12 protein-coding genes are annotated in these 14472 nt (G+C 71.5%); 9 read left to right on the forward strand and 3 right to left on the reverse strand.

Going from position 1 to position 14472, the window contains the following annotated elements:
* Positions 1-37 precede the first annotated feature (37 nt).
* Positions 38-1240 (reverse strand): acetyl-CoA C-acetyltransferase, encoded by a 1203-nt coding sequence (locus tag JIW86_RS14685; protein ID WP_215140251.1) that lies wholly within the window; start codon positions 1238-1240, stop codon positions 38-40.
* A gap of 137 nt (positions 1241-1377) precedes the next feature.
* Between JIW86_RS14685 and mce the strand changes: the two genes are divergently transcribed.
* The 7 genes from mce to JIW86_RS14720 all read left to right on the forward strand — a co-directional run bounded on the left by mce (position 1378) and on the right by JIW86_RS14720 (position 11537).
* A complete protein-coding gene (gene mce, locus JIW86_RS14690) occupies positions 1378-1806 on the forward strand; it encodes a methylmalonyl-CoA epimerase (protein WP_215140252.1) in 429 nt (142 codons plus the stop codon).
* Between the two features lie 179 nt (positions 1807-1985).
* Positions 1986-6368 (forward strand): polarized growth protein Scy, encoded by a 4383-nt coding sequence (scy, locus tag JIW86_RS14695; protein ID WP_257554122.1) that lies wholly within the window; start codon positions 1986-1988, stop codon positions 6366-6368.
* A gap of 194 nt (positions 6369-6562) precedes the next feature.
* The gene (locus tag JIW86_RS14700; RefSeq protein ID WP_069921983.1) at positions 6563-7501 is read left to right on the forward strand and encodes a cellulose-binding protein; all 939 of its coding nucleotides are present in this window, start codon (positions 6563-6565) and stop codon (positions 7499-7501) included.
* Positions 7502-7581: 80 nt separating this feature from the next.
* Positions 7582-8616, forward strand: a complete 1035-nt coding sequence (locus tag JIW86_RS14705) for an ABC transporter ATP-binding protein (RefSeq protein ID WP_215140254.1) — start codon at positions 7582-7584, stop codon at positions 8614-8616.
* A 2-nt stretch (positions 8617-8618) separates the two neighbouring features.
* Positions 8619-9398 (forward strand): ABC transporter permease subunit, encoded by a 780-nt coding sequence (locus tag JIW86_RS14710; RefSeq protein WP_215140255.1) that lies wholly within the window; start codon positions 8619-8621, stop codon positions 9396-9398.
* Between the two features lie 145 nt (positions 9399-9543).
* Positions 9544-10671 (forward strand): ABC transporter ATP-binding protein, encoded by a 1128-nt coding sequence (locus tag JIW86_RS14715; RefSeq protein ID WP_215140256.1) that lies wholly within the window; start codon positions 9544-9546, stop codon positions 10669-10671.
* The gene (locus JIW86_RS14720) at positions 10668-11537 is read left to right on the forward strand and encodes an ABC transporter permease (protein WP_257554126.1); all 870 of its coding nucleotides are present in this window, start codon (positions 10668-10670) and stop codon (positions 11535-11537) included. Before JIW86_RS14715 ends, JIW86_RS14720 begins: the two co-directional genes overlap by 4 nt.
* A 12-nt stretch (positions 11538-11549) precedes the next feature.
* Here JIW86_RS14720 and JIW86_RS14725 read toward each other — a convergent pair whose 3' ends face one another.
* The gene (locus JIW86_RS14725; RefSeq protein WP_150517804.1) at positions 11550-11876 is read right to left on the reverse strand and encodes an ATP/GTP-binding protein; all 327 of its coding nucleotides are present in this window, start codon (positions 11874-11876) and stop codon (positions 11550-11552) included.
* 228 nt (positions 11877-12104) lie between these two features.
* On the opposite strand from JIW86_RS14725, the gene JIW86_RS14730 reads away from it, so the two are divergent.
* Positions 12105-13136: an LLM class flavin-dependent oxidoreductase gene (locus JIW86_RS14730; protein ID WP_257554128.1), complete on the forward strand. Its 1032-nt coding sequence runs from the start codon at positions 12105-12107 to the stop codon at positions 13134-13136.
* Positions 13137-13167: 31 nt separating this feature from the next.
* Here the strand turns inward: JIW86_RS14730 and JIW86_RS14735 are convergent, their stop codons facing one another.
* Positions 13168-13560, reverse strand: coding sequence for an SCO5389 family protein (locus JIW86_RS14735; protein ID WP_257554130.1), 393 nt, complete (start codon positions 13558-13560; stop codon positions 13168-13170).
* A 220-nt stretch (positions 13561-13780) separates the two neighbouring features.
* Here JIW86_RS14735 and nucS point away from each other — a divergent pair, with 220 nt between their 5' ends.
* The gene (gene nucS, locus JIW86_RS14740; RefSeq protein WP_215140260.1) at positions 13781-14452 is read left to right on the forward strand and encodes an endonuclease NucS; all 672 of its coding nucleotides are present in this window, start codon (positions 13781-13783) and stop codon (positions 14450-14452) included.
* Positions 14453-14472 lie beyond the last annotated feature (20 nt).

The raw sequence follows: 14472 nt of genomic DNA on the forward strand, positions 1-14472 counted from the left end.
CGGTTCTCGTACGGGTACGGGCGGGTGCTGTACCCGGCTACGCCTTGGCCACGCGGATGATCAGGGCGTCGCCCTGGCCGCCGCCGCCGCACAGCGCGGCCGCGCCGACCCCGCCGCCGCGGCGCTTCAGCTCCAGTGCCAGGTGCAGCACGACGCGGGCGCCGGACATGCCGATCGGGTGGCCCAGGGCGATGGCGCCACCGTTGACGTTCACCTTTTCCGGGGTCACGCCGAGGTCCTTCATTGACTGCACGGCGACCGCCGCGAAGGCCTCGTTGATCTCGATGAGGTCCAGGTCGGCGACCTCCAGGCCCTCCTTCTTCAGGGCGTGCAGGATCGCGTTCGAGGGCTGCGACTGCAGCGAGTTGTCCGGGCCGGCCACGTTGCCGTGGGCGCCGATCTCGGCGATCCACTCCAGGCCCAGCTCCTCGGCCTTGGCCTTGCTCATCACGACCACGGCGGCCGCGCCGTCGCTGATCTGCGAGGAGGTGCCGGCGGTGATCGTGCCGTCCTTCGCGAAGGCCGGGCGCAGCTTGCCGAGGGACTCCACCGTGGTCTCCGGGCGGATGCCCTCGTCCTGGGAGAAGACGACCGGCTCGCCCTTGCGCTGCGGGATCTCGACCGGGGTGATCTCGGCCTCGAAGACGCCGTTCTTCTGCGCGGCCGCGGCACGCTGGTGCGAGCCGGCGGCGAACTCGTCCTGCGGGGCGCGCTCGATGCCCAGGCGGGTGTTGTGCTTCTCGGTCGACTCGCCCATCGCGATGTTCTCGAAGGCGTCGGTGAGGCCGTCGTAGGCCATCGCGTCCAGCATTTCGATCGCGCCGTACTTGAAGCCCTCTCGAGACTTCGGCAGCAGGTGCGGGGCGTTGGTCATGGACTCCTGGCCGCCGGCGACCACGATGTCGAACTCACCGGCGCGGATCAGCTGGTCGGCCAGCGCGATCGCGTCCAGTCCAGAGAGGCACACCTTGTTGATCGTCAGGGCGGGGACGTTCATCGGAATGCCGCCCTTGACCGCGGCCTGACGGGCCGGAATCTGGCCCGCACCGGCCTGGAGCACCTGCCCCATGATCACGTACTGCACCTGGTCACCGGCGATGCCGGCCCGGTCCAGGGCGGACTTGATGGCGAAGCCGCCGAGGTCGGCACCCGAGAAGGACTTCAGCGAGCCGAGCAGCCGCCCCATGGGCGTGCGGGCCCCGGCGACGATCACTGAGGTGGTGTTGTTCGTTCCGGACATGAGGCACAGCCCCTTGAGGATGAGGAGTGAACGAGGGTTTACCTGAATGTACTGAGCAGTACCGGCGGCGTCACCGGGCTGTCGGTGTGATCGCTGGCACGTTGCGTGACCACCCCTCTCGGCGGTGCACTGGTCCCATGCTGACAAGGATCGACCACATCGGAATCGCCTGCTTCGACCTCGACAAGACCGTCGAGTTCTACCGTGCCACGTACGGCTTCGAGGTCTTCCACTCCGAGGTCAACGAGGAGCAGGGCGTCCGCGAGGCCATGCTCAAAATCAACGAGACGTCCGACGGCGGCGCCTCCTACCTCCAGCTGCTCGAGCCGACCCGCGAGGATTCGGCCGTGGGCAAGTGGCTGGCCAAGAACGGCGAGGGCGTCCACCACATCGCCTTCGGCACCGAGGACGTCGACGGCGACTCGGAAGCCATCCGCGGCAAGGGCGTCCGCGTCCTCTACGACCAGCCCCGCATCGGCTCCATGGGCTCCCGGATCACCTTCCTGCACCCCAAGGACTGCCACGGAGTCCTGACCGAGCTCGTCACCTCCAACCCCGAGCACTGATGTCCCGATTCCCCGGCCGGTAGAGTGGCCATGGCTCGGCCGGGGTTCGGTGCGGAGACGGGGGTCGGGGCCTGTGTCCCCTGCCCCGGTATCTGACACCATTCCCCCCGGGGGCGTCGTTCAGCGGGCGAGCGATGCTCATTGTGAGCTTGCGACCAGGGGACGGATGGGACCGCGCTGTGCGGGGCTACGAAAGCCAGGAGAGCCATCAGGCCGAGGCCGACCATCTCTCGCGCTTCGAGGCCGAGATGGAGCGGCTGAAGAAGGAGCGCGGGAAGGCCGTCCAGCACGCTGAGGACCTGGGATACCAGGTCGAGGTGCTGCGCGCCAAGCTCCACGAGGTACGCCGATCTCTGGCGTCCCGCCCCGCCTACGACGGCGCGGACATGGGGTACCAGGCGGAGCAGCTGCTTCGCAATGCCCAGATCCAGGCCGACCAGATGCGCTCCGACGCCGAGCGCGAGCTGCGCGACGCCCGGGCGCAGACCCAGCGCATCCTCCAGGAGCACGCCGAACACCAGGCGCGCCTCCAGGCCGAGCTGCACGCCGAGGCCGTCAACCGGCGCCAGCGCCTGGACCAGGAGCTGGGCGAACGCCGCCAGACCGTCGAGGCGCACGTCAACGAGAACGTGGCCTGGGCCGAGCAGCTGCGCGCCCGTACGGAGTCCCAGGCGCGCCGGCTCATGGAGGAGTCCCGCGCCGAGGCCGAGCAGTCCCTGAACGCGGCCCGTGCCGAGGCCGCCCGGGTCGCCGAGGAGACCCGGCGCCGGATCGCCGCCGAAGCCGAGGCCTCCCGTGCGGAGACCGAGGCCACCCTGCTGCGCGCCCGCAAGGAGGCCGAGCGGCTGCTGACCGCCGCCTCGGCGCAGGCCCAGGAGGCCACCGAGCACGCGGAGCGGCTGCGCTCCAGCACCTCCGCCGAGGCGGAGCAGACCCGGCAGCAGACCCTTGACCTCGGCCGGGTGGCCGAGTCCCGTGTGCAGGAGGCCGACGGCGCGCTGCGCGAGGCCCGCGCCGCGGCCGAGAAGCTGCTCGCGGAGGCCAAGGAGAGCGCCGCCCGGCAGCTCGCCTCGGCGGAGTCCGTCAACGAGCAGCGCACCCGTACCGCCAAGGAGCAGGTGGCGCGGCTGGTCGGCGAGGCCACCAAGGAGGCCGAGGCCCTCAAGGCGGAGGCCGAGCAGTCCCTGGCCGACTCCCGCGCGGAGGCCGAGCGGCTGCGCACCGAGGCCGGCGAGCAGGCCCGTACGGCCGCGGCCGAGGACACCGCGGCGCAGCTGGCGAAGGCGGCCCGCACCGCCGAGGACGTACTGAACAAGGCCTCGGAGGACGCCCGGGCCACCACGAAGGCGGCGTCCGAGGAGGCCGAGCGGATCCGCCGCGAGGCGGAGGCCGAGGCCGACCGGCTGCGCCTCCAGGCGGCGACCACGGCCGACGAGCTCAAGGGCGCCGCGAAGGACGACACCGAGGAGTACCGGGCCCGTACGGTCGAACTCCAGGAGGAGGCCCGGCGGCTGCGCGGCGAGGCCGAGCAGCTGCGCGCCGAGGCCGTCGCCGAGGGCGAGCGGATCCGCGGCGAGGCCCGCCGCGAGGCGGTCCAGCAGATCGAGGAGGCGGCCAAGACCGCCGAGGAACTCCTCGGCAAGGCCAAGGCGGACGCGGACGAGCTGCGCGGCGGGGCCAACGCCGAGAGCGAGCGGGTCCGCGCCGAGGCCGTCGAGCGGGCCACCACCCTGCGCCGGCAGGCCGAGGAGACCCTGGAGCGGACCCGCGCCGAGGCGGAGCGGCTGCGCGCCGACGCCGAGGAGCAGGCGGAGGCCGTACGGGCCGAGGCCGACGCGGCGGCGCTCGCCCGGCGTGCGGAGACCGAGCAGGCGCTGGCCGCCAAGCGCGCGGAGGCCGACGAGGAACTCGTACGCCTGCACACCGACGCCGAGAGCCGGCTGGGCACGGCCGAGCAGACCCTGCGCGACGCCCGGACGGCGGCGGAGAACATCCGCCGGGAGACCGGCGAGGAGACCGACCGGCTGCGCGCCGAGTCGGCGGAGCGGATCCGTACCCTCCAGACGCAGTCCGAGGCCGAGGCCGACCAGCTGCGCACCGACGCGGCCCAGGACGCCGGGCGGGTGCGCGCGGAGGCCGAGCAGGTCGCCGTGCGGCTGCGCGGCGAGGCCGAGGCCGAGGCGGAGCGGGTGCGCTCCGAGGCGCAGGAGACCGCGGACCGGCTGCGCGCGGAGGCGAAGGCGGCGGCCGAGCGGATCGCCGAGGAGGGCGCGGAGGCGCTGGCCGCCGCGCAGGAGGAGGCCGCCCGGCGTCGCCGGGAGTCCGAGGAGACCCTGGCGTCGGCGCGTACCGACGCCGAGAACGAGCGGGCGCAGGCCCGCGAGCAGAGCGAGGAGCTGCTGGCCGCGGCCCGCAAGCGCTCCGAGGAGGCGCAGGCCGAGGCGGCCCGCCTGACCGAGGAGGCCGAGCGGCGCGCCTCGGAGCTGGTGGCGGCGGCGGAAGCCACCGCCCAGCAGGTACGGGACTCCGTGGCGGGTCTGCACGAGCAGGCCGAGGAGGAGGTCGCCGGACTGCGCAGCGCGGCCGAGCACGCGGCGGAGCGCACCCGGACCGAGGCCGGGGAAGAGGCCGAGCGGGTCCGCGGCGACGCGTACGAGGAGCGGGAGCGGGCCACCGAGGACGCCAACCGGATCCGCAGCGAGGCGCGTGCGGAGACGGACGCGGCGAAGGCGCTGGCGGAGCGGACGGTCGGCGACGCGATCGCCGAGGCGGAGCAGCTGCGCGGCGACACGGCGGAGTACGCGCAGCGGGTGCGTACCGAGGCCACGGACGCGCTGGCGGCGTCGGAGCGGGACGCGGCCCGTACCAGGGCGGACGCCCGGGACGACGCAAACCGGATCCGCAGCGAGGCGTCGGCCGCGGCCGACGCCACCCGTGCCGAGGCGGGCGGCACGCTCGACGAGGCGCGCGCCGAGGCGAACCGGCTGCGGACCGAGGCCGCCGAGCAGGCGGACCGGCTCATCACCGAGGCCGCTTCGGAGGCGGACCGGCTCACCGAGGAGACCCGGGCGGCGAACGAGGCGACGGTCGCCGAGGCGACGGCGAAGGCCGAGCGGCTCACCTCTCAGGCGGCGGACACCCTGGCCGCGGCCGAGCGGGACGCCGCGAGGGTTCTGGTCGACGCCCGTACCGAGGGCGACCGGCTGGTCGACGAAACCCGTGCGGCCAACGAGCTCACGGTCGGCGAGGCCGCCGAGGAGGCCGAGCGGCTGCGCGCCGAGGCGGCGCGGGCCCTGGACGACGCCCGGGCGGAGGGCGGCCGGATCATCGGCGAGGCCACTGCGGAGGCGGACCGCGTCACGGTAGCGGCGAACGAGACCCTGGCGAGCGCCGAGCGGGAGGCCGAGCAGACGCTGGACGAGGCGCGCGCCGAGGGCAACCGGCTGCGGACCGAGGCCGCCGGGCAGGCGGACCGGCTCATCACCGAGGCCACGGCCGAGGCCGAGAAGCTCACCGCGCAGACGCGCAAGGACACCGAGCGCACGGTCGGCGAGGCCGCGAACGAGGCGGAGCGGCTGCGCGCGGAGGCGTCGGAGGCGCTGTCCTCGGCCCAGGAGCACGCGACCCGTACCCGGTCGGAGGCCGAGCGGGTCAAGGCGGACGCCGCGGGCGAGGCGGAGCGCATGCGCGCGCAGGCCCGTACGGAGTCCGAGCGGCTGCTGGACGAGGCGCGCGAGGAGGCCAACAAGCGCCGTACCGAGGCCGCCGAGCAGGTCGACCGGCTCATCACGGAGTCCGCGGCGGAGGCCGACAAGCTCACCGGCGACGCACAGAAGCAGGCTCTGGCATCCACCACGGCCGCCGAGGAGCAGGCCGACGCGATGGTGGACGCGGCCCGCAAGGAAGCCGCGCGGATCACCTCGGAGGCGACCGTCGAGGGCAACTCCCTGGTGGAGAAGGCCCGTACGGACGCCAACGAGCTGCTGGTCGGGGCGCGTACGGACGCGTCGGCCATAAGGGAGCGGGCGGAGGAGCTGCGCGGCCGGGTCGAGGCCGAGGTCGAGGAGCTGCACGAGCGGGCCCGCCGGGAGTCGGCCGAGCAGATGAAGTCGGCCGGCGAGCGGGTCGACAAGCTGGTGCGGGCGGCGACCGAGCAGAGCGTCGAGGCCGAGGCGAAGGCCAAGGAGCTGGTGTCGGACGCGAGCAGCGAGGCGAGCAAGGTCCGCATCGCGGCGGTGCGCAAGGCCGAGGCGCTCCTGAAGGAGGCCGAGCAGAAGAAGGCCGAGCTGGCCCGCGAGGCGGAGAACGCCCTCGCCCAGGCGAAGGCGGAGGCCGAACGGCTCGTCGAGGAGGGCCGCCGCGAGCTGGAGGTCCTGGTGCGCCGTCGCGAGGACATTCAGGCGGAGATCTCCCGTGTCCAGGACGTTCTTGAGGCGTTGGAATCATTCGAGGCGCCTTCGGGCGGCGGAAAGCCCGTGGTCGGCGGCCAGGGCGCGGGGGGCGTGAAGGCCGGCGCGGCAGCGGGGTCCACCCGATCGGGTGGCAAGACGTCAGAGGGCTAGTCGGTGCACAGGACGTGTGCTCCTGATGGAGGTTCAGGCGAACGGGTGACAAGCAATCCGTCGCCTTGCCACTCAAAAGGGGTGTCATTGTCCAGATCAAACGTGGATTGACTCGATGACACGCCGCTCGGGCGCCTAGGATTCCCCTTAACACCTCACGTAGCACCTCATCGGTCTCATTCGACAGGAACCCCATGAGCGACACTTCCTCCCCCTTCGGCTTCGAGCTCGTGCGGCGTGGTTACGACCGTGGTCAGGTGGACGACCGCATTACCAAGCTGGTCTCCGACCGCGACAGCGCCCTTGGACGTATCAACTCTCTGGAAAAGCGGATCGAGGAGTTGCACCTCGAGACGCAGAACGCCCAGGCCCAGGTGAACGACGCCGAGCCGTCGTACGCCGGCCTCGGCGCCCGGGTCGAGAAGATCCTTCGGCTGGCCGAGGAGGAGGCGAAGGACCTGCGCGAGGAGGCCCGTCGCGCGGCCGAGCAGCACCGCGAGCTGGCCGAGTCGGCCGCCCAGCAGGTGCGCAACGACGCCGAGTCGTTCGCCGCCGACCGCAAGACGAAGGCGGAGGACGAGGGCGTCCGCATCGTCGAGAAGGCCAAGGGCGACGCCTCCACCCTGCGTGCCGAGGCCCAGAAGGACGCGGCCTCCAAGCGCGAGGAGGCCGACGCGCTGTTCGAGGAGACCCGCGCCAAGGCCGCCCAGGCCGCCGCGGACTTCGAGACCAACCTGGCCAAGCGCCGTGAGCAGTCCGAGCGCGACCTGGCCTCGCGTCAGGCCAAGGCCGAGAAGCGCCTCGCGGAGATCGAGCACCGCGCGGAGCAGCTGCGCCTGGAGGCCGAGAAGCTGCGTACCGACGCGGAGCGCCGTGCCCGCCAGACCGTGGAGACCGCGCAGCGCCAGGCCGAGGACATCGTGGCCGACGCCAACGCCAAGGCGGACCGCATCCGCAGCGAGTCCGAGCGCGAGCTGGCGGCGCTCACCAACCGCCGCGACTCCATCAATGCGCAGCTGACCAACGTCCGCGAGATGCTGGCGACGCTGACCGGTGCGGCGGTCGCGGCCGCCAACCCGATCGTCGACGACGAGCCGGTCACCCGCGGCGTTCCGGCCCAGCAGAGCCGCTAGTACCCGACGGGTCCGTTCGAGGGCCGTACGTCACCTGTTTGAGGTGGCGTACGGCCCTTCGGCGTTCTAGCGTGGCCCGCATGATCGAGCTTGAGGGCCTTACCAAACGATTCGGCGCGAAGACCGCCGTGGACAACCTCAGCTTCCAGGTCAGACCGGGGGTGGTGACCGGCTTCCTCGGCCCCAACGGGGCGGGCAAGTCGACGACCATGCGCATGATGCTCGACCTCGACAATCCGACCAGCGGTACGGTCCGGATCGACGGGAAGCACTACCGGGACCTGCCGGAGCCACTGAAATACATCGGAGCGCTGCTCGACGCCAAGTCCATGCACGGTGGACGCAGCGCCTACAACAACCTGCTCTGCCTCGCCGAGTCGAACCGGATCCCAAAGCGGCGGGTCGCCGAGGTCCTGGACCTGGTCGGGCTGACGCCCGTGGCGAAGAAGAAGTCCAAAGGATTTTCACTGGGCATGGGACAGCGGCTGGGAATCGCCTCCGCGCTGCTCGGTGATCCGGAAATCCTGATGTTCGACGAACCCGTCAATGGTCTGGACCCCGAGGGAATTCTCTGGATCAGGAATTTGATGAAGGGGCTGGCGTCGGAGGGCAGGACGATCTTCGTCTCCTCCCATCTCATGAGTGAAATGGCGCTGACGGCAGACCATTTGGTGGTCATCGGACAGGGAAAGCTGCTGGCAGACCTGTCGATGGCTGATTTCATCCACCAGAACTCGCGCAGCTACGTCCGGCTGCGCTCCCCTCAGCAGGAGCGGCTCAAGGACGTCCTGCACGAGGCGGGGATCGACGCCATCAGCGTCCCGGCCACCGGCGTGCTGGAGATCGACGGCGTGGGCCCGGAGCGGCTCGGCGAGCTGGCGGCCCAGCACCAGATCGTGCTGCACGAACTCAGCCCGCAACGGGCTTCACTGGAGGAAGCGTTCATGCGCATGACGGCGGACTCCGTCGAGTACCACGCCCACGGCATGCCGGGTGCCCTGGGGGCACCGGGCGGGCCGGCCGGCATGGCCGCCGACAACCCGGCCCGGCCGGCCGACGTGCCCGCCTGGGGCGCCGGTTCCGGCTTCGAGGCGCAGCGCAAGGGCGGCGAGTGACCATGTCGTCCTTCCCCGCCGTCCTCAAGTCCGAGTGGACCAAGATCCGTACGGTCGCCTCGACCATCTGGACCCTGGCCGCAGCCCTCATCGTCACGGTCGGCATCAGCGCCGCCCTGTGCGCGCTCCTGAACAGTTCCTTCGAGGACATGCGCCCGGAGGAGCAGGCCACCTTCGACCCGACCCTGACCAGCTTCGCCGGGATGACCCTCGGCCAGCTCGCCATGATCGTCTTCGGCGTCCTGGTCGTCGGCACCGAGTACAGCTCGGGCATGATCCGCACCTCGCTGGCCGCCGTGCCCCGGCGCGGCAGCTTCCTCCTCGGCAAGCTCCTCGTGGCGACCGGTCTCGCGCTGGTCGTCGGCCTGGTCACGAGCTTCCTGTCCTTCTTCCTCGGACAGGCCATCCTGGGTGACCGCAGCATCGCCATCGACGCGCCGAACGTCCTGCGCGCGGTGATCGGCGCCGGCCTCTACATGGCGATGATCGCCCTGTTCTCCATGGGTGTGGCCACCATGCTGCGCAGCTCGATGCTCGCGCTCGGCATCCTGATGCCGTTCTTCTTCCTGGTCTCGAACATCCTCGGCGTGGTCGAGGCGACCCGGAAGGTCGCCCAGTACTTCCCGGACCAGGCCGGATCCAAGATCATGCAGGTCGTCCCCGGAGCGATGGGCAGCGAAGCGCCGCCGTACGGACCGTGGGGCGGTTTCGGGATCATGGCCCTGTGGACGCTGGCCGCGGTACTCGGGGGCTACGTCGTCCTCCGCAAGAGGGATGCCTGACCTCCTGCCGACGTACTACGGGTGATCCCCGGGTCGGTCTCAGGGGTAGCTCAGGGATCGGCCCGGGACGGAACCGCGGGGGACTCGATATCCTCTTAATCCTTACGCGGGCGAAAGTCGTCCCGGCCTGGTAAGGGGCAGCAAGATGATCGAGGCAGTCGGCCTGACCAAGCGCTTCGGCGCCAAGACCGCCGTCGACCAGCTGTCGTTCCAGGTCAGGCCGGGTCACGTGACCGGTTTCCTGGGGCCCAACGGCTCCGGGAAATCCACCACCATGCGCATGATCGTCGGCCTCGACCGGCCCACCTCCGGTCATGTCACGATCAACGGCCGCCCCTTCCGGGAGCTGCCGAACGCCCAGCGGCACGTCGGGGCCCTGCTCGACGCCAAGGCCATGCACGGCGGCCGCCGGGCCCGTACCCACCTGCTCGCCATCGCCCAGCTCTCCGGGATCCCGGAGAGGCGGGTGGACGAGGTCCTGGCCGTGGTCGGCCTGCAGGACGTCGCCCGGCAGCGTACGAAGGGCTTCTCGCTCGGCATGGGCCAGCGGCTCGGCATCGCCACCGCCCTGCTCGGGGACCCGCAGGTGCTGCTGTTCGACGAGCCGGTCAACGGGCTGGACCCCGAGGGCATCCTCTGGGTCCGCAACCTGATGCGCCGGCTCGCCTCCGAGGGCCGCACCGTCCTCGTCTCCTCGCACCTGATGAGCGAGATGGCGCTGACCGCCGACCACCTGATCGTGATCGGCCGGGGGCGGCTGCTGGCCGATATGGGCACCCAGGAGTTCATCACGCACAACTCGGCCGGATTCGCACGGGTGCGTGCGGCCGACACCGATCCCGATGGCCGGGACTCGCTGGGTACGACCCTCACCAAGGCGGGCGCGCGGGTCCTCCAGGAGCCCGACGGAGCACTGCGCGTGACCGGCCTGGACCTGCCCCGCATCTCGGACCTGGCGCACGAGGCCGGCGTACGGCTGTGGGAGCTGTCACCGCACCGGGCCTCGCTGGAGGAGGCGTACATGCGGATGACCCAGTCCTCCCTGGAGTACACCTCCACCGAGGACCCGCGGGCCGAGCTGTGGGAGCCGGAGCCGCTGACCGTCCCGGCCTGGGAGGACGAGCCGGCCACCCCCGAAATCCCGCAGACGGGCTTCTACGCGCCTCCGCCGCCCGGAGCGGGCGGCCGGCCCTTCCTGATGCCGAGCGACCCCGGCGAGCTCGCGCGGGCCGCCCGGAACACCACCGCAGACAGCCAAGAGGACACCCGATGACCGGCCCCACGCCCACCGGCGCCACGCCCAGCGGCGCGACGACGACCGCGGAGGGGCAGCCGCAGGGCTACAGCTCTCCGCTGCCGACACCGCGGCCGCACCTGGGGCACGCCCTGGCCTCGGAGTGGACCAAGCTGATCTCGGTCCGCTCCACCCTGTGGACGCTCGGCTCCCTCGTGCTGACCGTCGTGGGCATCGGGCTGCTCTTCGTCGTGCAGACCAATTCCGGGGACTACGTGGAGATCTCCTTCACCACGCCCGCCCTGTTCGGTCTGCTGGTCGGGCAGATCGCGGTGATGGTCCTCGGCGTCCTGACGATCACGTCGGAGCACGCCAGCGGGCTGGTGCGGACCACCTTCACCGCCTCCCCAGAGCGGCACCGCGTGCTGACCGCGAAGTACCTCGTCTTCAGCATCACGGCCTTCGTCACGATCGCCATGTCCGTGTTCCTCGTCGGCATGGCCGCGGCCCTGGTGCACAACGGCGCCGCCGCCGGCGTGCACTCGCTCAGCGAGTGGTTCGGCGCGCTGGTGGGCTGCCTCTACGTCACCCTGCTCGGGGTGCTCGGCCTCGCCGTCGGGGCGCTCGTGCGGCATTCCGCCGGGGCGATCGCCGTGATGCTGGGCGTCGTCACGCTGCCGCCGGTGATAGGCGGGATGCTCAGCATCTGGGAGGCGTCCGCGCCCATCGGGAAGGTGATCATCGAGCGCAACGCGCCGGTGGCGCTGATGCAGCTGTTCGGCATGGAGGAGGGCGCGGGTGGCGCACCGATGCCCAGCAACCTCTCGCACATGCTGATCATCCTGCTGGTCACCGGCGGCGCGGTGGCCGCCTCGTACGCGACGGTCACCCGCCGGGACGTGTAGGCGGCGGCCGCACTAGTACCTGGGCGCGTTACGGGACCGCTGCACCTTCGAGGTGCGGCGGTCCTTCGCGTTCCAGCAGGCCTTGTGCCAGTGGCGCCGGTCGTCCACGCCGCCGTACTCCGGCCAGGCCACCAGGTGCGGGGTCCCGGAGGGGATCTCCTGGTCGCAGCCCGGGCAGCGGTAGCGCTTGCCCGCCGCGCTCGCGCCCGCGACGTGCCGGACCTTCCACTCCTCGCCCTGGTACTCCTCCGTGCGCTCCAGCCCGTAGCGGTCGAGGCCGGTGCTGGGGCGTTCGTCCGGAGTCTCGCCGCCCCTGGGGCGGTTGTGGCGCGGTGACACGTATACCTCACGGATGGGCGGACGGCAGTGACTTTCTCCCAGACTACGCGCAGCGAGGCCGGGTACCCGCAGGGTGGCAGTGGAAGGGCGGTCCGCGAAGAGGAATGGCCCGACAATCCCAATAACTTTCCTGTCAGCCCGTGCCTTTGGCACGTGTCAGACGTTGTTGCCATCGGAAGAACCGGTCCACCTGGGGAGGCCGCGTCAGCCGCGAGGAGGGTAAAGGCGATGCGCGTAGGAGCGTTTGTACTGGCGGCCCAGTTCCCGGGTCAGGGACAGGGAGAGGCACTGCACCGTGCGGTGCGGACCGCCGAGGTGGCCGAAGAGGCCGGGCTCGACTCGGTCTGGCTCGCCGAACACCACTTCGTCCCGTACGGCGTCTGCCCCTCGGCGGTGACCCTGGCGGCCCTGCTGCTGGGCCGGACCCGGCGCCTTCGGGTGGGCACGGCGGTCAGCGTGCTGCCGAGCACGCACCCGGTGGCCCTCGGCGAGCAGGCGGCGCTGCTGCACCTGACCTCGGGCGGGCGGTTCACCCTCGGGGTGGGCCGGGGCGGGCCGTGGGTCGACCTGGAGGTCTTCGGGGGCGGCCTGGACGCGTACGAGAACGGCTTCCCGGAAGCCCTGGACCTGCTGCGGCGCTGGCTGTCGGAGGCGCGGGTGGGGGCCGCCGGCGAGCGGTTCGGCTTCCGCGAGGTGGCCGTCGTACCGCGGCCGTCGGAGGCCCTGGACGGGGACGGGGCGGGCCCGGAGGTCATCGTGGCCTGCACCTCTCCCTCGTCGGTACGGATGGCCGCGCAGCGGGGCTTGCCCATGCTGCTGGGCATGCACTGCGGGGACGAGGAAAAGGCCGGGATGGTCGCGCTGTGGCGGGCCACGGCGCTGGAGGCGGGCCACTCCGGGGAGTACGTGGCCGGCGCGGGCCACGTCTCCGCCGGGGTCTGCCAGCTGGCGGACCGTACGGCGGAGGCGCGCGAGACGCTGATGAAGGCGCTGCCGGGCTGGCTCAGGCAGGGTCTGGACGCGCATGTGACGGTGGACGGCCGGGTGCGCGCGATGCGGGACCCGGTCGCGTACACGGAACTCCTGTGCGATCTGCACCCGGTGGGCACCCCTGAGCTGGCGGCGGACCGGCTGGCGGCCACCTCCGAGCGAACCGGCATCACGCGCTTCGCCCTCCTGACGGAGGGCTCGGGCGATCTCGCCGCGACGGAGGAGAACGTACGGCGCCTCGGCACCGAAGTCCTGCCCCGTCTCGGCTGAGATCTGCCGGCCGGGCTCCTAGGTCGTGCCCCTAGCAGTCCCGCAGCTCGGGCGACTGGTTGAGCAGCTGACCGCGGATCGAAGTGAACTTGGCCAGCCGGTCGTCCACCGCGGGGTCCAGCGGGAACACCGCTACCCGGTGACAGTTCTGGAACGCCAGGCGCACTCCGAAGTGCCGCTGCAGAGCACCGCGTATCGCGTCACTCGCGAGAGCGCGCAGCAGCTGCCCGCGCGCCTGCTCGTCGGGCGGCGGCGTCTGGTTGTCGGCGAACTGTCCGCCGTCGACCTTCAACTGGGCCACCAGCGAGCTGATCATCTCCCATGCGTAAGGCAGGGAGGTCCGGACGCAGTCGACGAAAGCGGCTTCGTCGACCTCGCCTCGCTCGGCCTGTTCGAGTAGGGCCGGTGAGACGTCGAGCGACATGGGTTCTCCTCTCGTGACCCCGGCCGATTGGGTTGCCGGAGTCTTACGGGCAGGGAAGGAGGCCGCGACGCAGCGTGCACGCTCCGCAACCTCCCGCTCACCACGGTAGGCGTCCCATGGGTGACGCACCAGGAGAATGCGCATACAACGCGCCATCCGCGAACGGGGCTTTCACGGGCGAATCGCGTGGAGCCCCATCGGTCGAGTAGCGTTGCCGACCATGCGTCTCGTCATTGCCCGCTGCTCCGTCGATTACGCGGGCCGGCTCACCGCCCATCTGCCCTCGGCACCCCGTCTGATCCTCGTGAAGGCCGACGGCAGTGTCTCGATCCACGCGGACGACCGGGCGTACAAACCGCTCAACTGGATGTCGCCCCCGTGCACCCTCAAAGAGGGGAGCGGTGACGACGCCGGTGTGTGGACCGTCGTCAACAAGGCGGGTGAGAAGCTCATCATCACCATGGAGGAAGTCCTGCACGACTCCTCCCACGAGCTCGGCACCGACCCGGGGCTCATCAAGGACGGCGTGGAAGCACACCTCCAGGAACTCCTCGCGGACCGCATCGAAACGCTGGGCGAGGGCTACACGCTGATCCGGCGCGAGTACATGACGGCGATCGGGCCGGTGGACATCCTGTGCCGGGATGGCTCCGGCGCGACGGTGGCCGTGGAGATCAAGCGGCGCGGCGAGATCGACGGCGTCGAGCAGCTGACCCGCTATCTGGAGCTCCTGAACCGCGACCCGCACCTGGCCCCGGTCCGCGGCATCTTCGCGGCCCAGGAGATCAAGCCGCAGGCCAAGGTCCTGGCGACGGACCGCGGGATGGACTGCGTGGTCCTGGACTACAACGCGATGCGCGGCATTGAGGACGACAAGCTGCGGCTGTTCTGACCCACCGCCCGCACCGTCAC

It is taken from the genome of Streptomyces sp. NBC_00162, assembly GCF_024611995.1.
GTDB lineage: Bacteria > Actinomycetota > Actinomycetes > Streptomycetales > Streptomycetaceae > Streptomyces.